This is a genomic window from Paenarthrobacter nicotinovorans (assembly GCF_021919345.1).
Classification (GTDB): domain Bacteria; phylum Actinomycetota; class Actinomycetes; order Actinomycetales; family Micrococcaceae; genus Arthrobacter; species Arthrobacter nicotinovorans.
In genome coordinates, this window is sequence record NZ_CP089293.1 from 2526000 (window position 1) to 2552322 (window position 26323).

The 26323-nt window shown below is 64.0% G+C and carries 22 protein-coding genes and 2 tRNA genes; 5 read left to right on the forward strand and 19 right to left on the reverse strand.

Features of this window, described 5'->3' with window-relative positions; translation table 11 throughout:
• Positions 1 to 13 precede the first annotated feature (13 nt).
• Genes JMY29_RS11795 through thiL form a run of 3 tightly spaced genes read right to left on the reverse strand, consistent with a single transcriptional unit; the run spans position 14 to position 4302 of the window.
• Positions 14 to 2269 carry an ATP-dependent DNA helicase RecG gene (locus JMY29_RS11795; RefSeq protein ID WP_189076826.1) on the reverse strand — a complete coding sequence of 752 codons (2256 nt, stop codon included), beginning with the start codon at positions 2267 to 2269 and terminating at the stop codon, positions 14 to 16.
• Positions 2259 to 3266 (reverse strand): DAK2 domain-containing protein, encoded by a 1008-nt coding sequence (locus JMY29_RS11800; protein ID WP_110503991.1) that lies wholly within the window; start codon positions 3264 to 3266, stop codon positions 2259 to 2261. Before JMY29_RS11800 ends, JMY29_RS11795 begins: the two co-directional genes overlap by 11 nt.
• 22 nt (positions 3267 to 3288) lie before the next feature.
• Entirely contained in the window at positions 3289 to 4302 is a 1014-nt protein-coding gene (gene thiL / locus JMY29_RS11805) for a thiamine-phosphate kinase (RefSeq protein WP_055972266.1), read from the reverse strand.
• A gap of 122 nt (positions 4303 to 4424) precedes the next feature.
• Between thiL and JMY29_RS11810 the strand changes: the two genes are divergently transcribed.
• The gene (locus JMY29_RS11810) at positions 4425 to 4934 is read left to right on the forward strand and encodes a DUF3515 family protein (protein ID WP_026266905.1); all 510 of its coding nucleotides are present in this window, start codon (positions 4425 to 4427) and stop codon (positions 4932 to 4934) included.
• 54 nt (positions 4935 to 4988) lie between these two features.
• Here the strand turns inward: JMY29_RS11810 and JMY29_RS11815 are convergent, their stop codons facing one another.
• From JMY29_RS11815 to leuC, 6 genes are all read right to left on the reverse strand, one after another.
• On the reverse strand, positions 4989 to 6125 hold the full coding sequence (locus JMY29_RS11815; RefSeq protein ID WP_079582425.1) for a D-alanine--D-alanine ligase family protein: 1137 nt from the start codon (positions 6123 to 6125) through the stop codon (positions 4989 to 4991).
• Positions 6125 to 7177 (reverse strand): NAD(P)H-dependent glycerol-3-phosphate dehydrogenase, encoded by a 1053-nt coding sequence (locus JMY29_RS11820; RefSeq protein WP_018776237.1) that lies wholly within the window; start codon positions 7175 to 7177, stop codon positions 6125 to 6127. The genes JMY29_RS11815 and JMY29_RS11820 overlap by 1 nt, the downstream gene beginning before the upstream one ends.
• The gene (locus JMY29_RS11825) at positions 7174 to 7947 is read right to left on the reverse strand and encodes a lysophospholipid acyltransferase family protein (protein ID WP_026266907.1); all 774 of its coding nucleotides are present in this window, start codon (positions 7945 to 7947) and stop codon (positions 7174 to 7176) included. The genes JMY29_RS11820 and JMY29_RS11825 overlap by 4 nt, the downstream gene beginning before the upstream one ends.
• 11 nt (positions 7948 to 7958) lie before the next feature.
• Positions 7959 to 9284: a UDP-N-acetylglucosamine 1-carboxyvinyltransferase gene (gene murA / locus JMY29_RS11830; protein ID WP_026266908.1), complete on the reverse strand. Its 1326-nt coding sequence runs from the start codon at positions 9282 to 9284 to the stop codon at positions 7959 to 7961.
• Between the two features lie 208 nt (positions 9285 to 9492).
• Positions 9493 to 10101: a 3-isopropylmalate dehydratase small subunit gene (leuD, locus tag JMY29_RS11835; RefSeq protein WP_018776240.1), complete on the reverse strand. Its 609-nt coding sequence runs from the start codon at positions 10099 to 10101 to the stop codon at positions 9493 to 9495.
• A 9-nt stretch (positions 10102 to 10110) separates the two neighbouring features.
• The gene (leuC, locus tag JMY29_RS11840) at positions 10111 to 11562 is read right to left on the reverse strand and encodes a 3-isopropylmalate dehydratase large subunit (RefSeq protein ID WP_018776241.1); all 1452 of its coding nucleotides are present in this window, start codon (positions 11560 to 11562) and stop codon (positions 10111 to 10113) included.
• A 133-nt stretch (positions 11563 to 11695) separates the two neighbouring features.
• On the opposite strand from leuC, the gene JMY29_RS11845 reads away from it, so the two are divergent.
• Both JMY29_RS11845 and JMY29_RS11850 read left to right on the forward strand, forming a co-directional pair.
• Positions 11696 to 12415, forward strand: coding sequence for an IclR family transcriptional regulator (locus tag JMY29_RS11845; protein WP_014922101.1), 720 nt, complete (start codon positions 11696 to 11698; stop codon positions 12413 to 12415).
• Between the two features lie 2 nt (positions 12416 to 12417).
• Positions 12418 to 12954, forward strand: coding sequence for a DUF1697 domain-containing protein (locus tag JMY29_RS11850; RefSeq protein ID WP_189076808.1), 537 nt, complete (start codon positions 12418 to 12420; stop codon positions 12952 to 12954).
• 43 nt (positions 12955 to 12997) lie between these two features.
• On the opposite strand, the gene JMY29_RS11855 is transcribed toward JMY29_RS11850, so the two are convergent.
• The 10 genes from JMY29_RS11855 to JMY29_RS11900 form a co-directional block, all read right to left on the reverse strand.
• The gene (locus JMY29_RS11855) at positions 12998 to 14617 is read right to left on the reverse strand and encodes a GTPase (RefSeq protein WP_189076807.1); all 1620 of its coding nucleotides are present in this window, start codon (positions 14615 to 14617) and stop codon (positions 12998 to 13000) included.
• Positions 14614 to 16395, reverse strand: coding sequence for a dynamin family protein (locus JMY29_RS11860; protein WP_189076806.1), 1782 nt, complete (start codon positions 16393 to 16395; stop codon positions 14614 to 14616). The genes JMY29_RS11855 and JMY29_RS11860 overlap by 4 nt, the downstream gene beginning before the upstream one ends.
• A 97-nt stretch (positions 16396 to 16492) precedes the next feature.
• Positions 16493 to 16565: transfer RNA gene (locus JMY29_RS11865), tRNA-Glu, on the reverse strand.
• Positions 16566 to 16693: 128 nt separating this feature from the next.
• Positions 16694 to 16765: transfer RNA gene (locus tag JMY29_RS11870), tRNA-Gln, on the reverse strand.
• A 139-nt stretch (positions 16766 to 16904) separates the two neighbouring features.
• Positions 16905 to 17633 carry an HAD family hydrolase gene (locus JMY29_RS11875; protein ID WP_189076805.1) on the reverse strand — a complete coding sequence of 243 codons (729 nt, stop codon included), beginning with the start codon at positions 17631 to 17633 and terminating at the stop codon, positions 16905 to 16907.
• 14 nt (positions 17634 to 17647) lie between these two features.
• On the reverse strand, positions 17648 to 19168 hold the full coding sequence (gltX, locus tag JMY29_RS11880; protein WP_018776246.1) for a glutamate--tRNA ligase: 1521 nt from the start codon (positions 19166 to 19168) through the stop codon (positions 17648 to 17650).
• Between the two features lie 122 nt (positions 19169 to 19290).
• Positions 19291 to 20067: a fumarylacetoacetate hydrolase family protein gene (locus JMY29_RS11885; RefSeq protein ID WP_018776247.1), complete on the reverse strand. Its 777-nt coding sequence runs from the start codon at positions 20065 to 20067 to the stop codon at positions 19291 to 19293.
• Positions 20068 to 20090: 23 nt separating this feature from the next.
• The gene (locus JMY29_RS11890) at positions 20091 to 20888 is read right to left on the reverse strand and encodes an MBL fold metallo-hydrolase (protein ID WP_189076825.1); all 798 of its coding nucleotides are present in this window, start codon (positions 20886 to 20888) and stop codon (positions 20091 to 20093) included.
• Between the two features lie 1095 nt (positions 20889 to 21983).
• Entirely contained in the window at positions 21984 to 23096 is a 1113-nt protein-coding gene (locus tag JMY29_RS11895) for a branched-chain amino acid aminotransferase (protein WP_018776249.1), read from the reverse strand.
• Positions 23097 to 23214: 118 nt separating this feature from the next.
• Positions 23215 to 24267 (reverse strand): 3-isopropylmalate dehydrogenase, encoded by a 1053-nt coding sequence (locus JMY29_RS11900; RefSeq protein ID WP_189076842.1) that lies wholly within the window; start codon positions 24265 to 24267, stop codon positions 23215 to 23217.
• Between the two features lie 124 nt (positions 24268 to 24391).
• On the opposite strand from JMY29_RS11900, the gene JMY29_RS11905 reads away from it, so the two are divergent.
• Together JMY29_RS11905 and JMY29_RS11910 are read left to right on the forward strand one after the other, a co-directional pair.
• Positions 24392 to 25576: a sensor histidine kinase gene (locus JMY29_RS11905; RefSeq protein ID WP_018776251.1), complete on the forward strand. Its 1185-nt coding sequence runs from the start codon at positions 24392 to 24394 to the stop codon at positions 25574 to 25576.
• 3 nt (positions 25577 to 25579) lie between these two features.
• Positions 25580 to 26293: a response regulator gene (locus JMY29_RS11910; protein ID WP_018776252.1), complete on the forward strand. Its 714-nt coding sequence runs from the start codon at positions 25580 to 25582 to the stop codon at positions 26291 to 26293.
• Positions 26294 to 26323 lie beyond the last annotated feature (30 nt).

The window sequence follows — 26323 nt, forward strand, 5'->3', positions numbered from 1 at the left end:
TTTGCCGGGGCTTCTAACCGCGTTCAAGGAACGCCTCCTTCTCAGGGTTCAGGTACTGATCTATCGCGGCGGCAAGCGCGGGCTGGTCCGCCAACGCGGGATCGTCCGCCACCAGGGACTGGGCGTCGGCCCTTGCACGGGCAATGATGTCCTCGTGCTCAAGGACCCGGAGCAGCTTCAAAGTGGAGCGTCCGCCGGACTGTGAAGCCCCCAGGATGTCACCTTCACGGCGCAGCTTGAGGTCCTCCTGCGACAATTCAAAACCGTCGGTAGTGGACGCAACCGCCTCCAGGCGGCGCCGGCTCGGATGCCCGGGCTCCAGGGTGGTCACCAGCAGGCACGTGCCCGGAAGCCCGCCGCGCCCCACACGTCCCCGCAATTGGTGGAGCTGGGAAATGCCGAAACGGTCAGCATCAAGGATCACCATCAACGTGGCATTGTGGACATCCACGCCCACTTCGATGACAGTGGTGGAAACCAGGACCTTGGTCTCATTGGACGCAAATGAGGCCATGGTTTCAGACTTCATTTGCGGGTCCTGCCGTCCGTGCAGGGGTGCCACTGGAACACCAGCCAGGGACGGCTCCTGCAGGAGGCCCTCGACGACGGCAGTCACCGACGCGAGCTCCCTCGCCCCGCCCTCGTCCTGGAGTTCCGCTTCGCTCGGTTCCGATTCGCCGGGACTGAAGTCGCCGTCGTCGTCCGATCCGATCTTGGGGCACACCACATAGACCTGGTGTCCCGCGTCGACTTCCTCGCGCGACCGCTTCCAGATGCGGTCAGCCCAACCCGGGTTTTCCGAGAGCCCCACCACATGCGTGGAGATAGGGGCTCGTCCGGCGGGAAGCTCGTCGAGGATGGAGGTCTCAAGGTCACCGAACACAGTCATGGCGACGGTACGCGGAATGGGAGTTGCCGTCATCACCAGCAAGTGGGGAGGACGTTGTGCTTTTGCCCGGAGGGCATCGCGCTGCTCCACCCCGAAGCGGTGCTGCTCATCGACCACAATCAGGCCGAGATCCTGGAAACTCGTCTTGTCACTCAGCAGGGCATGCGTGCCGATGACGATCCCGGCATTCCCGGACGCCGCATCAAGCATTGCCTGCTTTCGTGCCGCGGTGGGCATGGAACCGGTCAGCAAGGTTACCTGGACGGCTTGCTGCCCGGAGTCTCCGCCGAGCATGCCTGCCCCGCCAAAGATTTGGTCGCGGGCAAGTGGGCCCAGGGTCCGGCGGATTGAATCGAAATGCTGGGCGGCAAGGACCTCGGTGGGTGCGAGGAGCGCGGCCTGGCCTCCGGCATCCACGACTTGGAGCATGGCGCGCAGGGCAACGATTGTTTTGCCGGAACCCACTTCGCCTTGCAGGAGCCGGTTCATGGGCGTATCCCGGCCCAGCTCCTCGGCCAGGGTCTTTCCGACGGCGGACTGGCCTGCAGTCAGCGTGAACGGGAGGTTCCGGTCGAAGGTGCTGAGGAGGCCCCCGGGCAGCGGTCGCCTGGCTGTGGCTTCCTCGGCCGCAAGCTGGGCGCGCCTTCTCGCCAAGGCAGTCTGCAGGACCAAAGCTTCCTGGTATCGGAATCGTTCCTGCGCCCGTTGCCAGTCCTTGGGGGTCTCCGGCGAGTGGATCAGCCGATACGCCTCAGCGACGCTCAGCAAACCGTCCCTCCCGGCAAGATGGGCCGGGATCGGGTCCTCCAGCCCGTCAAGGTCCATGGTCTGCAGGAGCGCAGTGATCACTTTGTGAATGGACCAACTGGTCAGTTTGGCTGTCGCCGGGTACACCGGAATAGGCATGGTGGCCAGCTTCGCAGGGTCCACGGAGCCTTCGGCTTCAGGGTCCTCGTCGAGCAACAGGAAGTCGGGGTTGGTCAGGCCAAGAGCCCCACCGTAGCGTGTTACCTTCCCCGAAAACATGGCCCGGCGACCGGCCAGCAGCTCCGCCTTGGCGCGGAACCCGTTGAAGAAACTCACCTTCAGGGTCCCCGCGACACCGCTTCCGCCGGCCTCATCGGTGACGACGACATCTGTGATGGAACCACGGCGGGCGCGCATCTGGCGGGTGCTGTTGGACAGGACGCGGGCGATGAGCGTGACTTCCTCGTCCAACGGCAGGTTGCTGATGGGCGTCAGCTCTCCGCGGCTCAGGTAACGCCGCGGGAAGTAGTTCAGCAGGGCACCGGTTGATTTGAGGCCCAGGTGTTTATCGATAACTGCCGCAGACCGCTTACCGATCCTGCGTTCGAGGGGCAGTTCCAGTTCAGTAATCATGCCGTGGCTGGTCTGAATCATGCCGGGGCAGGGCAAGCTGGCTGACGGCGATATCGCTCGGTTCCCCGAGTGAACGGATCAGTTCCACGGCCGGAGCGGGATCCGGAACGTGGACGTGGACACGCCAACGGTAACTGGCCTCCATCGGCGATTCCTCGTCATCGTCGTCGTCGTTCCGGGCACCCCCGACCTGGCTCATGATGACGGAGTCGCCCATCTCATCCAGCCTTTGCCGCAGGATGGCAGCGTTGAGCGGGGAAAGGCTGATGGTGCACATGACCTCCACGCCGTCATCTGCCGGCATGTGCTCATGGATGTGTGGATCCTGCAGCTTGTAGCCGTGCAGGTTGTCCAGCATTTCGTCCTGCAGTTCCTCGCCGAGCACTGCGGAACGAAGACAGTCCAATACCAGGAGCATGCCCACGCCGCCGGCGTCGACCACGTGCGCTTCCTGCAACTGGGCGAGCTCATCCTCGGTGCGAAGAACGGCTTGGTAGGCAGCTTCCACCACGGCATCGAGCGACAACCCCAGCGCATGGTTGCTGTCGTCGCCGTCCTGCTCTGCGTCGACCCGCTGTGCGGCATGGGCGGCGGCTTCCAGGACTGAAAGCATGGTTCCGGCCACGGGCTCGCTGAGCGCGGACCAGGCACGTATCTGGGCCCTGTTCAGTGCGGTAGCCAGGAGCGGGGCACTAAGGCGTGTTTTGCCTGCCAAAGGTTCAGCGGCCGCGCACAGGAAGACCGCGAACAACGTTCCCGAATTCCCCCGCGCTTGCTCCATGGCTGCCTGGCCGGCCTTTGACAGAACCGCGCCAACATCGTGGCCTGATTCTGACGCCGCAACGGTGGGTCCATCCAACGCAGAAACGGCAGCACGGACCGTGAGATACAGGTTTGTGCCCGTGTCGCCGTCGGCGACGGGAAAGATGTTGATCGCATTAAGGCGGTCGCTGTGGTTTCCGAGGACCACCTCCGCCTTGCCGAGCCAACGTTTCATGGCGTGCGCATTCGCGGCGATCTTAGTCTGCAAAGTGATCCCATCCAACGGTGTCAGCAGCATGCCCGGCAATCCGGACGCCGCTGCCTGGCGGCTCGACAACGGCTTGAACTGAGCCTATCGCAGTGAAGCCCTGCGGCAGCTGAATACCGGCTGGGAACGTGGCCAGCAAGCCATGGTCTTCTCCCCCGCCAAGGACCCATGCCATGGCGTCGGCACCCAGCAAGGCAGCTGCCGGTTCCAGCACGGCGGCATACTTTTTCAACGCGATGGGATCGAAGTCCAGCACGGCACCACTGGCGGTGGCCAGCCGGGCGCCGTCGCGCAACAGACCGTCGGAGATGTCCAGCATTGCAGTGGCGCCGGTCCTCGCAGCAAGCGGTCCTGCTGCCAGCGGCGGCAGAGGCCTGCACTGGTTCCCCACGAAACCCCTCAGCTCCTCGTCAAGCTTCTCAAGCGGGACATCGCTTTCAAGCAACGCCCAGCCTGCGGCTGCCCGGCCGAGCGTGCCGGCAACCGCCGCCACATCCCCTGGCCGGGCGCCGGAGCGCAGCACCGGCGCCATTCCGGCAAGAGTTCCGACGACGGCGACCGTCACGGCGAGTTCCCGGCCCCGGCCGAGGTCCCCTCCGGCAACAGAGCAGTCCGGTGCCCCCAGCTCGACGATGGCTGCAGTGAGGCCGTCCGCAAAAGCCTCCACCCAATCGACGGGAGTGGACGGCGGCATGGTCAGGCTCACCACCAGCGAGGTGGCAGTGCCTCCCATGGCATTGATGTCACTGAGGTTCTGCGCCGCGGCCTTCCAGCCGACGTCGTAGCCGCTGGTCCTGTAGCCGTTGTTCCACTGCAGCCTGAAGTCCTGGTCCTGCGTTTGGGTATCTATGGAAATCAGGGTGCGGCCGTCCGGGGCCGCTACGAGGGCTGCATCATCACCGGGTCCCAGCAGGACGCCGGGGCTGCTGTTCAGCCGGGGAAAGATCCGGGCGAGGAGCTCGGACTCCGAAAGGTCTTGGACGGTCACTTGTTCTGCGGGCACGGTTCTACGCTATCGCGATCCACCGACACAATAATGACGGGCTGCCCCTGCGGCGGCTTCGCGGGAATGTGACCCACGCTACCCGCGTCGGGCAGGCAGTCCATGCGGGATAGGCTGGAAGGATGCATCGAAAGACCCTCCACAGGACTGCCATGGCCATTTCCCTGGCCTCTGCATCCGTGCTCGCTTTGTCGGCCTGTTCACCTGCCGTTGACGTCACTGCTGCCGCGGACGCCGCCAACCCTGCCTGCGCCCCCATGATGGTGGCCCTGCCCGACAAGATCGGCGATGCTGCCCTCCGCAAGACCAACAGCCAGGCGACGGCAGCATGGGGCGATCCGTCCCAGATCATCCTGCGCTGTGGTGTGAACGTCCCCGGACCCACGACGGACCGCTGTGTCAGCGTCAATAACATCGATTGGGTCATCAAGGAGGGCGACCCCGTGTACACGCTGACCACATTCGGCCGCGAGCCCGCCACGGAAATCCTGGTCGACCCGGTCAAACTGGAGGCTGCCAACATCAGCTCCGCAACTGTCCTGACCGAGCTCGCCGCCGCCGTCGGGAAAATCAAGGCCAGCGGCAAGTGTGTAGGCCAGGAAGACCTGCAGAACCTGCCGACAGGCAAATAGCGGCGATGCTTGGGCGCCGCCTGCCGAGGCAGGCAGTGCCCAAGCATCGTGAGCTTAGCGCAGGCCCGTCTTCCGGGTCAGCGCCAAGTGGATCAGTTCATCGATCAATTCGGCGTAGGACACTCCGGAGGCTGCCCACATCTGCGGGTACATGCTCTTGGGAGTGAAGCCAGGCATGGTGTTGATCTCGTTGATGATCAGCTCGCCGGACGGGGTGTAGAAGAAGTCCACACGGCTGAGGCCTTCCGCGCCTACGGCGTCGAAAGCGACGGCGGCCAGTTCCCTGACGCGGGCAATGGCTTCGTCGGGCATGTCGGCCGGGCAGCTGAGTGCGGCGGCCCCGTCCTCCACATACTTGGCAGCGAAGTCGTAGAAATCGTGTTCCCCGGCCGCCACGGCAATTTCACCGGGCATTGACGTGCGGGGAGCGTCGGTGCCGCGTCCTTGCAGGACGGCACACTCGATTTCGCGTCCCACAATCCCGGCTTCGATAACGAGCTTCAGGTCGTGGCGGCGGGCTTCATCGACGGCGGCATCCAGGCCGTCCAGGGAGTCAACCTTCGAAATTCCCATGGAAGAACCCGCGCGGGCGGGCTTGACGAAGACCGGGAAACCAAGCTTGTCCACGCGTTTGCGCACGGCCTCGGCGTCGGTCACCCATTCGCGGTCCGTCACGGCTACGTAGGGACCCACCTTCAGCCCGGCGGCTTCGAAGACAACCTTCATGAAGTGCTTGTCCATGCCCACTGCGGAGGCCAGGACGCCTGCGCCTACGTAGCGCGTGTCGGACAACTCCAAGAGGCCCTGGATTGTTCCGTCCTCACCCCACGGGCCATGCAGCAATGGGAACACGACGTCCACGGAGCCCAGCTCCCGGGGGACGGCGTTGGGCTCTGTGACGATCAATTGGTGCTCACCGCCGACTTCGGCCAACGTCACAGTCTGCCCTGACGCCGCTACCTCGGGAAGCGACCTGGAGCTCAAGGACCACTGGCTGGTATCTCCCGAAGCCAAAACCCACTGGCCCGACTTCGCGATGCCGATAGGGATGACCTCGTACTTGTTGGTGTCGATGGCTCCCATGACGCCAGCTGCCGTGACGCAGCTGACAGCGTGTTCGCTTGAGCGGCCCCCAAAGAGGATCGCCACGCGGGGTTTCGCCTTCACGGGTGTGGGTTCTTCAGTCACCATCAGTAGTCGCCTTCGGACTTCAGTGCCCGGGCCAGCAAGCGCGGCCCCAGGTCATCAACGGACATTCTGCCTTCAAGCACGGCCACTACGGCTGCGGTGATGGGCATTTCTACATTCAGTTTCCCCGCCAGTTCATGCACGGCGGGGCCGGACTTGATGCCTTCAGCGGTCTGGGTCATCTGTTCGGCCACCTGCACCAGGCTGAGGCCTTCACCCAGCAGGCGGCCGGCAGTGTGATTCCGGGAGAGCGCAGACGAGCACGTGGCCACGAGGTCGCCGAGTCCGGCAAGTCCGGCCATGGTGTGGGCTTCGCCGCCCAGGGCGAGAGCCAGCCGGGACGTTTCCGCGAGTCCACGGGTTATCACTGACGCCTTGGTGTTGTCGCCCATTTGCCGGCCCTCGCAGATTCCGACCGCCAGGGCAATCACGTTCTTGACGATGCCGCCGATCTCGACGCCGACCACGTCCGTGCTGGTGTAGGGGCGGAAGTAGGGCGCGGTGCAGCACAGGGCAATAGCAGCCGCCGTATCGGCGTCGCTGCACGCAACAACGGAGGCAGTCGGTTGTTCCCTGGCAATTTCCATGGCCAGGTTCGGTCCGGAAACCACAGCGACGCGGCTCTCCGAAAGACCAAGTTCCTGCGCAATGACTTCACTCATGCGGGCGTCCGTGCCCAGTTCCAGGCCCTTCATGAGGGAAACAACCACGGCGTCGGACGACAACAGCGGTTTCCAATCACCCAACTGCGGCCTCAACGACTGTGCAGGTACAGCGAGCACCACGAGGGTGGCATCCTTCAGCACCTCTGCCACATCAGTGGACGCCGTGATGGAGGCCGGGAGGTCAATGTCCTTCAGGTACTGCTCGTTGCGGTGAAGTGTATTGATCTGCTCCACTACTTCGGCGCGGCGCCCCCAGATGCGGATACTGCGCTCGACACCGGCCGCAATGGCTGCGTCAGCCAGGATCTTCGCGAACGTAGTACCCCAGGACCCTGCACCCAGAACGGCCACAGTGCCGGGAACGAAACCGGCGCTTTCGATCACGGTCACTTGCCGGCCTCCGGATCCTGGGTCTCGGAGGGTGCCCCCTCAACGAAGCGGCCATGCTTGCTTTGTTTGTGGAGCGCGGGGTCCCAGCGTTCAGCCGGCGCTTTTTCGCCACGAAGCGTCTCCAGGAGGGCTGTGATGGCGTCCATGATCACGTCCGTGGCCTCGGTGAGCGTGGCCCGGTCGAGTGGCCGGTCGGCGAAGGAGCTCAAGTCCACAGGTTCACCCACCAGGACGCGGACGGTCTTCCGGGGAAAGACATGGAAGCGCTTGGCGTACCGGGGGAAGACCTCCTGTGCGCCCCAATGGGCCATGGGTACTACCGGTGCTCCTGTTTGCAGGGCAAGGCGGGCCGCCCCGGTGTGGCCCTTCATCGGCCACAGGTCGGGATCCCTGGTCAGGGTTCCCTCGGGATAGATGATGATGGCGCCACCGGCGTCCACCACCTCCTTGGCCAGTTGCAGCGAGCGGTTCGCACCCGCCGTCGAGCGTTCAACCGGGATTTGTTTCGTGGCCCGCAGCAGGCTGCCCAGTACGGGCACCTTGAAGAGCCCCGCTTTTGCCAGGAAGTGGGGTGGCCGCTTCTGGTTGTACACCAGGTGTCCCACAACAATGGGATCAATCTCGGTGCAGTGGTTGGGCACGGCGATGAAACCGCCCGCGGGAAGTTTCCCGATGCCTTCCCACTTCTTTGCCATCAACATATTCATCGCCGGACGGGCAAGGCCCGCCAGCAATATGAACATGGCACGGCTCGTGGCCGATTCCTTCAAAGGATCCCCCGCTACTTGATGGTGGTGATGTCGAAATCGGCGCCCAGGGCGGCCAGCTTCTCGGTGAAGCGCTCGTAACCGCGGTTGATGATATCGATCCCGGTGACCTTGGAGGTTCCTGTTGCTGCCAGCGCTGCAATGAGGTGGCTGAAGCCGCCGCGAAGGTCCGGGATGTCAATGTCGGTGCCCCTCAGGGGCGTGGGGCCGGAGATCACCGCGGAGTGGAGGAAGTTCCGCTGGCCGAAGCGGCAGGGCACGCTGCCAAGGCATTCGCGGTGCACCTGGATGTTTGCCCCCATGCGGGCCAAAGCCTCGGTGAAACCAAAACGGTTCTCGTAAACGGTCTCATGGACAATTGACACGCCATCGGCCTGGGTCAGCGCGACCACCAGCGGTTGCTGCCAGTCGGTCATGAAGCCCGGGTGCACGTCCGTCTCCAGGACAAGCGGGCTGAGCTTTCCACCCTGGTGGTAAAAACGGATGCCGTCGTCGCCGATGTCCATTCCGCCGCCCACTTTTCGGTAGGTGTTCAGGAACGTCATCATGTCCCGCTGGGAAGCACCTTCAACGAAGATATCGCCGCGGGTTACCAACGCAGCCGAGGCCCAGGAAGCGGACTCGTTGCGGTCAGGGAGTGCACGGTGGTTGTACCCGCGCAGGTCCTTGACCCCCTCGATGCGGATGGTCCGGTCAGTCTGGACGCTGATGATGGCGCCCATCTTCTGGAGGACAGCGATGAGGTCAATGATCTCCGGCTCGGTTGCCGCACCAATAAGCTCCGTGATGCCTTCGGCCCGCGTAGCACTGAGCAGAACCTGCTCCGTAGCCCCCACGGACGGGTAGGGCAAGGAAATCTTGGCGCCGTGCAGGCCGTGGGGGGCCGAAATGTGGATGCCGCCGGGGCGCTTTTCCACCACGGCACCAAACTGGCGAAGGACATTCAGGTGGTAATCAATGGGCCGGTCACCGATCTTGCAACCACCGAGATCCGGGATGAAGGCCTCACCGATCGCATGGATCAGCGGTCCGCACAGCAAAATGGGGATCCTTGAATCGCCGGCGTGTGCGTCGATTGCAGTGCTGGAGGCCGTCTTGGCGTCCTTCGGATCCAGGGTGAGGTCACCCGACTCCGGATCTTTGACGACAGTCACACCATGCAGCTTCAGAAGGCTGGTGACGACCTCGACGTCCTTGATTTCCGGCACGTTCCTCAGCACCGATGGCTCGCTGCCCAGCAACGCGGCCACCATCGCCTTGGGCACCAGGTTCTTGGCACCGCGAACGGTCACTCGTCCAGTTAACGGGACCCCACCGCGGATTGTCAGAACACTACTCATCTATACCGGTTTCCTCACGACTACTCGCCCCCCAAACTTACAAAGGCTCCAGCTAAGCATAGAAGCTCACGTAACCGAACCGAAATGGACCCGCCCCGCGCCGTACGGATCCGGCCCAGGCCGAACTCCCGCAAAAAAGGACCGCCGGACCCTCACAAGGGGGTCCGGCGGTCCTCTGCCAGCGGAAATTCCGATGAAGGGTCAGCGGCTAACGGGCATCGACTTTTGCCGGGATCGTCCGGGGTTTGAACGACGGCCGGGTGGCTTCGTACGCGGTGATGTCTTCTTCGTGCTGGAGGGTCAGGCCGATGTCATCCAGGCCTTCCAGCAGGCGCCAGCGGGTGTAGTCATCAATGTCGAACGGTGCCACCACATTGCCGCACTCGACCGTCTTGCTGACCAGGTCCACCTTCACCTCGGTACCGGGAGCGTTTTCCAGGACCTTCCAGATCAGTTCAATGTCGTCCTGCGCAAGCTGTGCTGCCAGGAGTCCTTGCTTGCCGGAGTTGCCGCGGAAGATATCGGCGAAACGGGACGAGAGGACCGCTTTGAAGCCGTAGTCCTTCAAGGCCCAAACGGCGTGTTCACGTGATGAGCCGGTACCGAAGTCCGGGCCTGCCACCAGCACGGAACCGGCGTTGAAAGGGGCCTGGTTCAGGATGAAGGACTCGTCCTTGCGCCACGCTGCGAACAGGGCGTCCTCGAACCCGGTACGGGTGATTCGCTTGAGGTACACGGCGGGGATGATCTGGTCGGTGTCCACGTTGCTCTGGCGCAGCGGGACCCCGATGCCGGTGTGGGTTGTGAAAGCTTCCATGGGATCCTCCTAGACTGCGATTCCGGTCAAAGTGCCTGTGGCGGCGGACTCAAGGTCCGACGGCGAGCTCAGCGTGCCGCGGACGGCAGTCGCTGCAGCCACCACGGGCGAGACCAGGTGTGTGCGGCCGCCCTTGCCTTGGCGGCCCTCGAAGTTGCGGTTGGACGTTGAGGCGCAACGCTCCCCCGGTTCCAGCTGGTCCGGGTTCATGCCCAGGCACATGGAGCAGCCGGCAAAGCGCCATTCGGCACCGAAGTCCTTGAAGACCTTGTCCAGGCCCTCGGCCTCGGCTTCCAGGCGGACGCGCGCCGATCCGGGAACCACCAGCATCCGTACCTTCGGATCCTTCTCCCGGCCCCGGATGATATCCGCTGCGGCGCGCAGGTCCTCGATGCGGGAGTTCGTGCAGGACCCCAGGAACACGGTGTCCACGCGGATGTCCTTCATGGGCGTTCCGGCTTCCAGGCCCATGTACTGCAAGGCACGCTCAGCGGCAGCCTTGGCGTTCTCGTCACCGAAGTCTTCGGGAGACGGAACCTTGGCCGAGAGGGAAACACCTTGCCCCGGGTTGGTACCCCAGGTCACGAACGGCTCAAGCGTGTCAGCGTCCAGGTCCACCTCGACGTCGAAGGTCGCGTCGGCGTCGGTGTGCAGCGTGTTCCAGTACTCGACGGCGGCATCCCAGTCAGCGCCTTCCGGCGCGTGGGGGCGGCCCTGCATGTAGTCGTACGTGGTCTGGTCCGGCGCGACCATGCCGGCACGTGCGCCGGCCTCGATGGACATGTTGCAGATGGTCATGCGGGCGTCCATGGACAGGGCACGGATAGCCGAACCACGGTATTCCAGGACGTAGCCCTGGCCACCGCCGGTACCGATCTTGGCGATGACCGCGAGGATGATGTCCTTGGCAGTGACGCCCGGACGCAAGGTGCCCTCGACGTTGATGGCCATGGTCTTGAACGGCTTCAAGGACAGTGTCTGGGTGGCCATGACGTGCTCCACTTCCGACGTGCCGATACCCATGGCCAGTGCACCGAAGGCGCCATGGGTGGAGGTGTGCGAGTCGCCGCAGACCACGGTCATGCCGGGCTGGGTCAGGCCCAGCTGCGGACCCACGACGTGGACGATGCCTTGTTCCTTGTCACCCAGTGAGTGCAGCCGCACACCGAATTCCTTGCAGTTGGCGCGCAGGGTTTCGATCTGGGTGCGGCTGGTGAGGTCGGCGATCGGTTTGTCGATGTCCAGCGTGGGAGTGTTGTGGTCCTCCGTGGCGATGGTCAGGTCCACGCGGCGCAGCTTGCGGCCGGCCAGGCGCAGGCCCTCGAATGCCTGCGGGGATGTTACTTCGTGAACCAGGTGAAGGTCGATGAAGAGAAGATCGGGCTGGGCATTGGCTCCTTCGCCTTCACCCTTGCGCACAACGTGCGCGTCCCAGACTTTCTCGGCCAGTGTCTTTCCCACGGCCTTGCTCCCTTCACTGCGGTCGGATGGTTTACATCCACTGAACTGTTCTTCATCCACTGAACCAGCACGCTTGCGAAATAGGCCAGTGAAACAACTTGCATCTCAGATATTGAGACGGCAATATCATTACATGGACAATTCTAGTGGAGTCGGTGTCATTGATAAAGCGGCCCAAGTACTCGATGCCCTCGAGGCCGGGCCAACGACACTTGCCCAGCTTGTAGCAGCCACCGGGCTCGCCCGCCCCACGGTTCACCGACTCGCCCTGGCACTGGTTCACCACAGGCTCGTCAGCCGCGACATCCAAGGGCGCTTTGTCCTGGGCAGCAGGCTCGTCGAGCTTGCTTCCGCCGCCGGCGAAGACCGGTTGATTGCTTCGGCCGGCCCGGTCCTCATCCAGCTTCGCGACGCCACAGGCGAAAGCGCACAGATCTTCCGCCGCCAAGGTGACTGGCGCGTATGCGTGGCTTCGGCAGAACGTCCCATCGGCCTGCGCGACACCATTCCCGTAGGCACGCAGCTGTCCATGAAAGCCGGTTCCGCAGCGCAAGTACTGCTGGCGTGGGAAGACCACGACCGGCTCCTTGAGGGACTGCAGAACGCCCGCTTCACGCCCACCGTCCTGGCAGGAGTACGACGCCGGGGCTGGGGTCAGAGCCTCGGCGAACGCGAGCCCGGAGTCGCCTCGGTTTCCGCGCCGGTGCGCGGACCCTCCGGCAGGGTCATCGCCGCAGTGTCCATCTCGGGTCCGATAGAACGACTCACCCGCCAGCCCGGACGCCTGCACGCCGAAGTCGTGTGCAATGCCGCGCGGGTCCTGACTGAGGCGCTGCGGAAGAACAACGACTAGCCATGGAAAGCTACGCAGTATTCCTGCGCGGAATCAATGTGGGCGGCATCAACATCAAGATGGCCGACCTCAAGGCAGCGCTCCACGACTACCCGTTCACCAGGGTCAAGACCCTGTTGGCAAGTGGGAATGTGGTGCTGCAAAGCGACCTCAGCGCCAAGGACGTCAAGGCCCGGTTCGAACGGTGCCTGCGGGACTCCTTCGGCTACGACGCCTGGGTGGTTGTCCTGACAGCGCAGAGGGTCGCCGAACTTGTGGACGCCTGCCCGTACCCCGCGGATGACAAGTCGACGCACAGCTACATCACCTTGGCCTCGGACACCGCGATGCTTGACGAGCTCTTTGCAGCAGCCGAAGAACTGGGGGGCGTGACGCAAGTGCGCCTGGGCCCTGAAGCCACCGCCTGGTTGGCACCTGCGGGCGGCACCCTGGACAGCCCGTTCAGCAAGCTCTCCGCCAAGCCACGCTACAAGGCAAGCACCACCACCCGGAACCTCCGTACGCTGGTCAAAGTCAGGGACGCCGCGGCCGCTCTCTAGCCGGGCGCATCTTAGTCCGGGCGCATCTTGGTCCGGGCGAATCCTAATCCGGGCGCGCGGCTTTCAGTGCAGCGTTGAAGGCTTTCAACCGCGTGATTTCCACTCCCACGGGCTCCACGATCCTTTGCTCCGCCACCACGGCCACGGCCGCTTTCAGACGCTTCGCCGCGCCGGCTGCCCTGATGCGTGCCGCCCAGCCGCCCAGAATGCGGCCGGTAATGGCCAACAGCACTCCCAACGCCACTCCCCCGGCCACCATCAACGTGGGCCACGGCCACCCCTCCGTGCGCGGAACCTCAGGCTCGGGCATCTGGAAGTAGCCCAAGGCTGCCAGGACTCCGAGCCAGCCCAGCCCGCCGACCGCCAAAAGGAGGGCCAACCATTGCAGGGTGTTGAACAACAGCCACCAGAGGGGACGTTTAGCCGTTTTCAGGTCCGCTCCGGCAATGGCCTGGTCCAAGGCATCGGGCAATTGGTCCCGGCCATCCCTCGCTGCCCCGCGAATGGCTGCCCGCCAAGGACCGGGAGCGCCGGCCGAGGCCTCATCGGCGAACTCCCGGACGGCGGCATCCGTGCGGGCACGCTCAGGGGCACCGGCCGGAGGCAAGGACGTGCGGCTCAATTCGGGCCTGGTGTCGCTCCGCCCCAGATTCAGCCTCCGCAGGGGATCGGGACGGAACCGCAACAACCATCGTGTGACCGGCCACCCCGTCCTGCGCGCCGACTCCCTTTGGAACGAACGCTGGACCGCGTCCACCACCACAGGGACGTTCGCCGCCGTCGCCAGTTCCGATGCAAGGCGGGCCCGTGCGTTTGCCTTGATCCCGCGTGCTTCACCGTCGCCCGACGCTTTCGACAACCCGGCAGCAGCCTTGGCGACGTCGGCTGCCAAGCGCTGCGTGGTCGCTGCCCGCTGGACCACGACGTTCCTGATGGCCCCGCGGACGGCGGAGACGCCGTCGCCCGTCAGCGCCGACGCGCCCAGCACGCGGACGGTCCCCAGGCCGTCTCGTGCGAGGATCCCTTCCAAGGAGTCCAGAACCGCGGCGACGTCCGGGGCGCCCAGTTTGTCGATCTGGTTCAGGACAACCAAGGTGACGGCGCCGTGGGTAGCCATGGGCCGGAGGAAGTCGTTGTGCACCGCGGCATCGGCGTATTTCTGCGGGTCCATCACCCACACCAGGACATCCACCATGCCAACCATCCGTTGGACAATCTCCCGGTTTTCCACCCGGGTGGAATCGAAGTCCGGCAGGTCCAGGAGCACCAGCCCACTGTCCTCGTCGGCAAAGCCGGTAACCGGCGGAAGTACATGACGGTCCTTCACGACCAACCAATCGAGCAGGGGTCCGCTGCCCTCCTCGCCCCAGATACCCGCCAAAGGCTCGGAGGTGGTGGGCCGCCGCGCAGCCGCGGTGGCCAGTTCGCTGCCGGAAACTGCGTTGAACAGGGATGACTTGCCGCTCCCGGTGGCTCCGAAAAAGCCCACCACGGTATGTCCTGCCGACAACGAGCGCCGGGAAGTTGCCCGCTCCAGAACGTTGTAGACGGACTGGAGTTCCTGATCGGGAAGAACGCCTTCGGCCAGCTCGCGTGCGGTATTGAGGGCTTCGAGCCTGCGCTGCAATGCGGACGACTCACGGACCAGACTGTGGCGGCTCATGCAGTCCCTGCCAGTCGGCGGAGGGCCTTGGCGTGCAGAGCGAGATCAGGACCCGAGACCGGCTGAACGGTCTCGAGCCTGGTGAGGAAGCGGAGCCGTTCTTCATCCAGCAGGCGCTGGCACTGCGTGTGCAGGTCCTGCCTGGCCTGCTGGGCAAGGCGACGGACAGCATCCTCGCCGAATACCGCTTCGAGCAGCTTCTGCCCGACCACCGCTGTGCCGCCCGCGATTCCGATTTCCAGACCACTCAGGCCAGCCGTCATGGAGAAGACCACCACCATGAGCGCAGCACCAAGCCCGTTGACCCCGAAGGACAGCCACCTGGCCTGGGTCCGCTTCCCCTGTCCTTGGGTCCGGATCATCTCCATCAGGCCTTCCTGCCAAGCACGGATTGCCGCGGCCGCCTTGGCATCGAAGCCTTCGCTGGTTCCGGAGAGGTCGTCGTGGCCCAGTAGTTGGCGGCCAGCCGGGTCCGCCCGCCAGCGCCTGTCAACGTTTTCAGCAGCAGTGGCCGCTTCATCGAGGATCACTGCCTGCAGCCCTGTTTCGATCGCCGTCTCCACCTTTACAGCCGGTGCCGGTTCGCCTCGGAAAAAGGCGCCCATGCGGTCCCTCATCCGGCCGATGTTCTGCTCCAGGGCCCGAAAGAACTCCCCCGTTCCCACGAAATCCTGCCAACGGGCCAATACTTCTCCGCGGAGGAGTGCCCCATCCTTGGTTGCTTCCAGGATGCGGGTCAGTGCGTGCCCGTATTCCTCGGAGCACGATCCCTCCAGGTCACGGGCTGCAGCGTCCTGTGCCGCCGTGGCGACCGCTACAGCCTCCAGGCGAAGACTCACGGCCTTGACGGCACCGTTGAGTGTCCGCCGGGCAACCTCGGCACGGCCGGCGGCATTGGCGGCCAAGGCACCGAGCCACAGGCGCAAGGGCTCCACCGCTCCCTCCGGCAACATTCCCAGCCCGTCCAACGCGCTTTCGGACACGACAAAGAGTTTCGCCTCCCCAAGTCCCTGCCGGTCCAGCATCGCCTGCAGGTCGGTCCGGACTTCGTCCTCAGCTGCCGGCGGCACACGGTCCAGGACCACGGCCACGGTGATGTCCCGCGAAGCCGCATCAAGGAGCAGACGCCATGGAACGGCGTCGGCGTAGCGGTTGGCGGTGGTGACGAAGATCCAAAGGTCGGCCGCGGCGAGCAGCTGCCCCGCGAGTCTGCGGTTGTCGTCGGAAATGGAGTCGACATCCGGGGCATCCAGCAGGGCAATGCCCTGCGCCACAGCAGGGTGCCCCAGCAATACCAGCGAGGTGATCGCCTGGGCGTCGGGGGCCGCGCCGGCCTGGTTCGCCGGGACGGGGACTGACGAGACCGTTCCCCGGATCCGCTGCAAGTTCGGAAGGATCCTCTGTCCTTCGAACCATTCCGCATCGTTGGGGTGGTGCAGAAGGATCGGTTGGCGCGTTGTAGGCCTGATCGCTCCCGAGCGGGTCACCGGAAACCCCACCAGGGCATTGACCAACGTCGACTTTCCGGCCCCGGTTGAACCGCCGACGACGGCCAGCAGCGGCGCGTCCAGGCTGCGGTAGCGGGGAATGATGTAATCATCGAGCTGCGCCAGGGACTCCCGTATCCATTGGCGGGCCTCCTGCACTTCGGGCACCGCCAAAGGAAGGGTGGTGGCCGCAAGTCCGGCGCGTGCAGCTTCCAGGGTTTCGACGGCGGCTGCCGCACTCGGGGGCACAGGGCTGCTCCGGGCTGCCGGCGGGTCTGCGTGTTCGGTCACAGCATCATCATGCCAGCCCCGTCCCGTTCACGAGCGCCGGGCAGGCTCAATGGGCAAAAAGAAATCCCCCGGAACACATGTTCCGGGGGATTCATTGTGACCCCAGCGGGATTCGAACCCGCGTTACCGCCGTGAGAGGGCGGCGTACTAGGCCGCTATACGATGGGGCCTTGCACTTTTTTGTCACCGTTTCCGGCGATCAAGCTGAATGAGTATTTCATACTTTCAGCTTCGCTCCAAATCGCTTTCGCGGATCGGAGGTTCCGAATTTTCCGCGTATTTACGCGGAATTTCAGAGCTGGGATACCAGGACTCGAACCTAGAATGACGGTACCAGAAACCGTAGTGTTGCCAATTACACCATATCCCAAAGTGACTTTCGGACCGGAGTTCCTTGCCTTGGTTTCCCTCAGCTTTTCCCTCCGTGCCCCTCAGCACGAGTAATGACTCTACCGGAGTCTCGCCACCTGCACAAATCGGCGGGCCGTTACCTGCATCACACGGAAAACTCAGGCGGCCGTCGGGGTCTTGGCCAGCAATTGCGCGAGGGAATCCACCTGGCGCCCGGTGAACTCTTCCACCACTTCGCCGGTCCTGTTGAGCCAGACTCCCACCAGCCCTGCTGCGTCGGCACCATCGGCATCAAGCAGCCGGTTGTCGCCTACGTAGAGTGTCTCCCCCGGTTCCGTGCCGAGAAGGCGCACGCCCTCAAGGTAGATTGCCGGGTTGGGTTTGGCGACACCCACAGTGTCCGTCCCCACCAGGATCCCGATCCGCGACAGGCCGGCGCCGTCCAACTTGGCACGCTGGTAATCGTGCACGTTGTTGCTGACAGCCCCGTAAGGGATCCCGGCAGCATCGAGCGCGTCCAGCACACCTTCAACATCAGAGAAGGCGCGAACGTACGCTGTCTGGCGTTGGTGATACTCGGCCACCCACGCTTGCGCGTCCTCGCCGTCGTCGAGTTCCACTCCAAAGTGACCCAGGGCGGCCCTGCCCCGCAGCAGCCGCTGCTCATTGAAGGTCAGCTCACCGGCAAGGTACCGGTCGTAGAAATGCGTTGTTTCGTGCGTGAAGATCCGGCCGAACTTCACCCACCCGGCCTGGTCAAGGCCGGGCAGGAGATGTTCGCTGACGTCACGCAAAGCTGTCGTCATGGCGTATTCCAGGTCCACCAGAGTGTCGTCAATGTCGAACAGGACACCGCGGATAGCGCCGAAAGCAGTTGCAATCGCCATGACAGGTGCCTCTCCTAGCCGCGGAAAGCGCGAACGCGGGCCAACGAGGAATCCTTGCCCAGGATCACCATCGACTCGAACAGCGGCGGGGAAATACGACGACCGGAGATGGCCGTGCGGACAGGTCCGAACGCAGCCCTGGGCTTGATGCCCAGGTCCTCCACCAAAGCCTGCTTGAGCGCGGTCTGGATGTTCTCCGCCGTCCACTCTTCGATGGGTTCCAAAGCGGCGAGGGCCGCGTCCAGAACTTCCTCCAGGTTGGCCGGGAGGCCCTTGCGGGCGTCGTCCGCAATGTCGATGGCGTCGTCGGCCTTGAACAGGAAGGCAAGCATCTCCGGAGCCTCTCCCAGCAGGGTGATGCGTTCCTGGACCAGCGGGGCTGCCTCGGCGAGGATCTCTTCCTGGCGCGGGGTAAGGATCTCCCCCACGAAACCGGCTGCACGAAGGTACGGAACCAAGCGCTCTTCGAAGTCCGCGGGGGCAAGCATCCGGACGTGCGTGCCGTTGATGGCTTCGGCTTTCTTGATGTCGAAGCGCGCAGGGTTGCCAAGGACATCGTGGATGTCGAAGTTGGCCACCAGCTGCTCCACCGTGAAGATGTCTTCGTCAGCGCTCAGGGACCAGCCAAGAAGGGACAGGTAGTTCAGCAGGCCCTCAGGAATGAAGCCGCGTTCGCGGTGGAGGAACAGGCTCGACTCGGGGTCGCGCTTGGACAGCTTCTTGTTCCCCTGGCCCATGACGTAGGGCAGGTGGCCGAACTCCGGCATGTACTCGGCGACACCGATGGCGTACAGCGCCCGGTACAAGGCGATCTGCCGCGGGGTGGAGCTCAGCAGGTCCTCGCCACGCAGGACGTGGGTGATTCCCATGAGCGCGTCGTCCACCGGGTTCACCAATGTGTACAGCGGGGCACCATTGGCGCGGACCACTGCGAAGTCCGGGACGGAACCGGCTTTGAACGTGATCTCGCCGCGAACCAGGTCGTTGAACGTCAGGTCCTCGTCCGGCATGCGGAGGCGCAGGACGGCTTCCCTGCCCTCGGCCTTGAACTGCGCGAGCTGCTCTTCCGTGAGGTGGCGGTCGAATCCGTCATAGCCCAGCTTGGGATCGCGTCCTGCGGCCCGGTGGCGGGCTTCGATCTCATCCGGGGTGGAGTACGACTCGTAGACGTGTCCGCCGGCCTTGAGCTTGGCGATGACGTCCTGGTAAATGTCGCCGCGCTGCGACTGACGGTAGGGTTCGTGCGGGCCGCCGACCTCCACACCTTCATCCCAGTTGATGCCGAGCCACTTGAGCGCATCCAGCAGCTGGTGGTAGCTCTCTTCGCTGTCGCGGGCAGAGTCGGTGTCCTCGATCCGGAAGATCAGCTTGCCGCCGGTGTGGCGCGCGTAAGCCCAGTTGAACAAGGCCGTGCGGATCAGGCCAACGTGCGGGGTGCCTGTGGGTGACGGGCAGAAACGGACTCGGACCGGAGTCTCGGCGTTGACGGCAGGAATGGCGCTGGAGGCAGCGGTGGACGCAGAAGCAGTAGTCATAGTAGTTCCAACTTTACCGCTTGCCACTGCTTCGGTTTCCCGGGCGAAGACGCACGACGGCGGTGCTTGCCTTTCGTACGAAAGGCAAGCACCGCCGTCGTGGTTTTGCTCAGTCCGCTCGCCTAGCGGCGAACGACGGGGTTGGAGAGGCGTCCGATGCCTTCGATCTCGACGTCAAAACGGTCGCCTTCGCTGACAAGACCGACACCCGCCGGGGTACCGGTCATGATGACGTCGCCCGGAAGAAGCGTGAACGCGTGGGAAACGATCGATACGAGCTCACGAACGCCACGGATCATTTGGTTGGTGCTGCCGTCCTGCCGGAGCTCACCATTGAGGCGCCCCTGGATGGAGAGGTCCTCATGATCCAATTCGGTTTCGATCCACGGTCCCAGCGGCGCGGAGGTATCGAAGCCCTTGGCGCGGGCCCACTGGAGGTCCGTTTTCTGGACATCGCGGGCAGTGAGGTCGTTGCCGCAGGTGTAGCCGAAGATGACGTCATCCGCGCGGTCCTCGGGAACGTCCTTGCAGATGCGGCCAATGACGACGCACAGCTCAGCCTCGAACGAGACTTCCTCGGAGAACTCGGGGAGGATGATGGGATCGTTCGGGCCGATCACAGAGGTGTTCGGCTTGAGGAAAAGCAGCGGCTGCTGCGGCACTTCATTGCCGAGTTCCGCAGCGTGTTCTGCGAAGTTCCTGCCCACGCCAATGACCTTGCTGCGGGGAATGATGGGGGCAAGGAGCCGCACGTCCTCCAGCTTGTGCTTCACGTGGGTACGTTCAACGCCGTTGAAGAAGGGGTCGCCGTTGATGACAGTGATTTCCTCACTGCCGGGCTCGCCTTCGACAACGCCGTAAAGGGGATCAGAATCAACTACAAACCGGGCGATACGCATGGGCCCAAGCCTACCGTCACGGCTTAGCTTCGAAGGTATTCCAGCTGCGCGGCCACGGAGGTCTCAGCGGCCCACCTGACGGAGGGGTCGACGTCGGCGTACACCACGTCCGTAACCTGGGCGATCGTTGCGTCCTGGCCCACCTGTTCCAGGGCTGCCCTGATCTGCGCAAGACGCTGCAGCCGATGTTCACGGTATTCGCGGCACTTCCCGTCCAGTGCTGGAAGAACAGGGCCGTGGGCGGGGAGCAGTGTTGCCCCGCCGAGGGCCTGAAGCTTATCCAAGCTGGCAAGGTAGTCCCCCAGCCGGCCATCCGGGTAGTCCAACACAGTGGTGCCCCGGCCCAGAATGGTGTCGCCTGTAAGGACCGATCCTCGGGGACCGTCGTCGGGGAGATGGAAACACACCGAATCCGAGGTATGGCCGGGCGTTGCCAGCACACGGATTTCCACGCCCCCCGCGTTGATGACCTCACCGTGCCGGAGAGGCTCGCCGCCATGGCAGTATTCCGGGGACATCGCCCGCACCGGAGCGCCCGTCAGCTCATGAAAACGCGCGGATGCCTCAGTGTGGTCGGCGTGGCGATGGGTTATCAGGATCAACTCCACCCGGCCGGCTGCTGCCAGTTCGGCCAAGTGTTGTTCATCCTGGGGGCCCGGGTCCACAACGGCTGATGTGCCCGAACCAGGAGCGCCGATGACGTATGAGTTGGTGCCGTCCAGGCTCATCGGGCCGGGGTTGGGTGCAAGCCGGAAGCGTGTCAGTGCGCTGCTTCGCTGCAAGGAGGAGCCGCCCGTGGGCGCGTGGTCTGGAGTCGCCATTGGTTCAGGAGTCACAGTCCCATCTTGGCATCCTCCTGACCCTCCATCACATCCCGCGCCCTTCAACCCAACCCTCCATCACACCCCACCCCCTTCAACCCAACCCTCCATCACACCCCACCCCCTTCAACCCAACCCTCCATCACACCCCACCCCCTTCAACCCAACCCTCCATCACACCCCACCCCCTTCAACCAAACCCTCCCTCACACCCCACCCCCTTCAACCAAACCCTCAGCCGCACAAGAGCGAAAGCCCAGACGTCGGCACCCAGCCTGGGTGCCGACGTCGACGTCGGGCCTCGCGACTCACCGACAAGCGGGCAGCATCAGACTCCCGGTGATTCGGTCAAACCCAGATCACACCCAGCTCAAACACGCGGGATGTGGGGAAGCGACCAGCTCAAACACGCGGGATGTGAGGAAGCGACCAGCTCAAACACGCGGGATGTGAAGAAGCGACCAGCTCAAACACGCGGAACGTGAAGAAGCGACCAGCTCAAACACGCGGAACGTGAAAGCGACCAGCTCAAACACCCGGAACGTGAAGAAGCGACCAGCTCAAACACCCGGAACGTGAAGAAGCGACCAGCTCAAACACCCGGAACGTGAAGAAGCGACCAGCTCAAACACCCGGAACGTGAAGAAGCGACCAGCTCAAACACCCGGAACGTGAAGAAGCGACCAGCTCAAACACCCGGAACGTGAAGAAGCGACCAGCTCAAACACCCGGAACGTGAAGAAGCGACCAGCTCAAACACCCGGAACGTGAAGAAGCGACCAGCTCAAACACCCGGAACGTGAAGAAGCGACCAGCTCAAACACGCGGAACGTGAAGAAGCGTCGGAAGGAAGCAGCCGGGATGGATGTGAGCAAGCGTCGATGGGAAGCATGCGGAACGTGAGGAAGCGTCGATGGGAAGCACGCGGGATGTGCGGAAGCGTCGGAAGGAAACACGCGGGATGTGAGGAAGCGTCGGAAGGAAGCACGCGGGATGTGAGCAGGCGTCCGGGAAGCAGAACGGCGGCCCTGCCGCTTGTAAACCAAGGGCAGGACCGCCGTCGTGCGTTTCATTTGTCCCAGGAAATCCTGAGGATCAGACCAGCCGGGTCAGCCAGCCGTGCGTGTCCTCTACAGTTCCGGTCTGGATTCCGAGGAGCTTCCCGCGAATGGCCATGGTGGTTTCCCCGGCCTTTGCGTCCTCGGCGCCGATGGACTCGGTCGCATCCTTGAGGACACCGATCGGAGTGATCACCGCGGCTGTACCGCAGGCAAAAACTTCGGTGATCTCGCCGGATGCTACTCCATCGCGCCACTCGTCCAGGGTGATCTTCCGCTCGGTGACCTCGCGGCCCATGTCCCGGGCGACCTGGATGACGGACATGCGCGTGACGCCCTCGAGGATGGTGCCGCTCAGAGCGGGAGTCACCAGGGAGCCGTCCTTCATGACGAAGAAGACGTTCATGCCGCCGAGTTCTTCCACGGCGTCGTCATTGAAGTGGTCCAGGAACAGGACCTGCTTGCAGCCGTTCGCTTCGGCTTCCTGCTGTGCGATCAGGGACGCGGCGTAGTTGCCACCGCACTTGGCGGCACCGGTTCCACCGCGGCCGGCGCGGGCGTACTCGCGGGAGATCCAGATGGAGACCGGCTTGAGCTCGCCGCCGAAGTAGTTGCCGGCGGGAGATGCGATGACGCGGAAGGACACCTCGCGTGCAGCCCTGACGCCGAGGAAGGCCTCGGTGGCGATCATGAACGGACGCAGGTAGAGTGCTTCGCCGTCTCCGGACGGAACCCACTGCTGGTCCGCCTGTACGAGTTCGCGGATGGCACCCAGGAAGTACTCTTCAGGCAGCTCGGGGAGAGCCAGGCGGCGGGCGGACTTGTTCAGTCGTGCCGCGTTGGCTTCGGGCCGGAAGGTCCATACGGAACCATCGGCGTGGCGGTAGGCCTTCAGGCCCTCAAAGATTTCCTGGCCGTAGTGCAGGACAGCAGCCGAGGGGTCCAGGGAGATGGGGCCGTAGGGCTCGATCCGGGCATTCTGCCAACCGCCATTGCCATCGGCGTCAACTTTGTAGTCGACGACGGCGGTGTGGTCGGTGAAGTAGTCGCCAAATCCCGGGTTCGCCAGGATGGCTGCACGCTCCTCAGCAGACTTCGGGTTTTCCGAGAGCTGCTGGCTGAATTCGACGCCATGGGCAGTCTGAGTCATGTTTCCTCCACAGTCAGCTACCTGGCATGGCGAACCGGGCCCCCAAAGGGTGTGGTTCAGCGATGGACCAGGGAAGCAGATAAATAATTCAAGACAAGCTTACGCCTGAGTAATGGGCCTAAAGTGCGGCCGCAATGGCGTCGCCAATGGCAGCTGTGCTGCGCGGCTTTCCATCGCGGTTCTCGACGTCGGCAATAACTGCCGCTTCGATCTTGCGGGCCGCCGTGGTGTAGCCAAGGTGGTCCAGAAGGAGCACTGCGGAGAGGATGGCCGCGGTTGGATCGGCTTTCTGCTGGCCGGCGATGTCCGGAGCTGAGCCATGTACGGGTTCGAACATGGACGGTGCCGTGCGGTCCATGTTGATGTTCCCCGATGCCGCCAGGCCGATACCGCCGGTGACGGCAGCAGCGAGGTCGGTGAGGATGTCGCCGAAGAGGTTGTCGGTGACGATCACATCGAAGCGCGAAGGTTCAGTCACCATGAAAATGGTGGCCGCGTCGATGTGCAGGTAATCGTGGGTGACGTCGGGGAATTCCTGTGCCACGGCCTCGACGGTCCGCTTCCACAGGTGTCCGGCGAAGACCAGGACGTTGTGCTTGTGGACGAGCGTAACGTGCTTGCGCGGACGCTCGCTGGCCCGGCGGAAGGCATCGCGGACTACGCGCTCCACGCCGTGGGCGGTGTTAAGGGAAACCTCAGTGGCAACTTCGTGGGGAGTGCCCCCGCGCAAAGTCCCGCCGTTGCCCACGTAGGGCCCTTCGGTTCCTTCACGGACGACAATGAAATCAATCGTCCCGGGGTTCGCCAAGGGGCTGCCGACCGTTCCATAGAGCCGCGACGGACGCAGGTTCACAAAGTGGTCAAGGCTGAAGCGCAACTTCAGGAGCATTTCGCGTTCGATGATTCCGGAGGGAATTCGGGTATCGCCGGGCGCTGCGCCCACGGCACCGAAGAGGATGGCATCACGCGTGCGGAGATCTTCAAGAACCTCGTCAGGCAGGGTCTCGCCCGACTCAAGCCAGTGCTGGGCACCGAGCTTGTAGTGGGTCTGCTCAAGAGCCACGCCTTCGGCGGCTACGGCTTTTTCGAGAACCTTGACGGCTTCGGCGATGACCTCAGGGCCAATGCCGTCGCCGGGGATGACAGCGAGGTTGATGGACGATGCACTCATACGTCTATCTAGCCAAGCAATCCACATGCTGGTCAAAATCGTCTCACTCCTCGAACATTCGGCAGTGAACGGGCTCAGACCCTGGCATGATGCCCAGCCCCGGCCCAGCACATAGAGTCTTACCGTGGATAGAAGGCACGCAGTATACGAATGGTTCCGCATCAACCGTTTTGCAGTTGATCTGACAGCAACGTGCATCCTGATCCTGCTCTTCGGCCCCGTGTACCTCCTTGCTGACCGCCCCTGGCTGTTCCTGCTCTCCTGCAGCCTGCTGTTGCCCCTCGCCTGGCGACGCACCCGCCCGGCGGTTGCGGCCGGCGTCGTCATTCTGGTGTGCCTCATCCAGTGGGCGGTGGGTGCCGAGCCGGTGGCCGGCCAGATAGCTGTCCCGCTGGTCATCTACGCGACCGCAGCGTACGGTCCGGCCTGGGCGAGCCGCACCGTGCTGGTGGCCGGCCTGGTCGGCGGCGTGATGCTCACATCGCGGGAATACTCCACGGGTGTGGAGTCGGGCATCATGGGCCTCACCATCGGCGCCCTGTACACAGTGCTGATCTGGATGCTTGTCCTCGTGAGCTGGACCCTCGGTGACCTCACCCGAGTCCGCAGGCTCCAGCTGCAAGCCCTCGAGGACCGCACCCGCCGAATGGAAGTAGAGCAGTTGCAGGAGCGGAAACTGGCCGCCGCCGACGAACGCTCCCACATTGCCCGGGAGATGCACGACATCGTGGCGCACTCGCTGTCCGTGATCATCACGCAGGCGGACGGGGCACGGTACGCTGCTGCAGCCAAACCGGAACTTGCCACCGAGGCACTGGCCACCATCGCCGCCACGGGACGGGACTCGCTGGGCGAAATGCGGAGGCTCCTGGGCATCCTGCGCTCGGACGAGGACTCCCCCACACGTCCGCAACCCCGGCTCTCGGATCTGGACGAACTGCTCCTGGGCTTCCGGGCGGCTTCCCTCCAGGTGGGCTTCGAGCAGGTGGGCACCCCGCGGAGGTCCCTTCCTGCGGGAGCCGAACTCACTGCCTACCGCATCATCCAGGAATCCCTCACGAACGTCATGAAGCACGCCGGCCCCAAGGCCACCGCGAATGTGACGCTGACCTGGCAAGGCCGCGGCCTCCAACTGGACATCGTCGACGACGGCCGGGGCGCCGCTGCCGATCCGCCGGCGGCAGGCGGCGGAAACGGGCTGCGCGGAATGGGAGAGCGGGTCTCGCTCTACGATGGTTCATTGACGGCCGGCCCCGTACAAGGCGGCGGTTTTCGTGTGTCCGCTTTCATTCCCTATTCGGAGGCCTGAGCAATGCCTGAACTCCCCGCACCCATCCGGGTCGCACTCGTCGATGACCAGCAACTGGTCCGTTCGGGCCTTGGCATGCTCATCAATTCGCAGCCGGACCTCGACGTGGTCGCCGAAGCAGGCAACGGCATTGAGGCCCTCCAAGCGCTCAGCGCCACCGCCGCGGACGTGGTCCTTATGGATGTCCGCATGCCCGGGATGGACGGCATTGAAGCCACCCGCCGCATCCTGGAGCAGGCAGCATCGCAACCCCGGGGTTCGCAACGCGCAGAGGTCAAGATCGTCGTCCTCACAACCTTCGACCTCGATGAATACGCGCTGGCCGCCATCCAGGCCGGCGCCAGCGGGTTCCTCCTGAAGGATGCACCGCCGGAAGAACTCCTCGAAGCCATCCGCACCGTTTACCGGGGGGACGCGGTCATCGCGCCCTCCACCACCCGCCGCTTGCTGGACCACGTGGCACCCCTGCTCAGGACCCAGACGCCCGAGCAGAGCGAGCACGCGGCCGCCGTCGAGTCCCTCACGAACCGCGAGCGCGAGGTGTTCCAGCTCATTGCGCAGGGACAGTCCAATCCCGAGATCGCAGCTGGGCTGTTCCTTTCGGAAGCTACGGTGAAGACCCATGTGGGGCACATTCTGGCCAAGCTGGGAGCCCGGGACCGGGTGCAGGTAGTGGTCATCGCCTACGAGACCGGGGTTGTGTCTCCGGGGACCTAGGCTCAGACCACGGTATGAGCACGGCCCGGC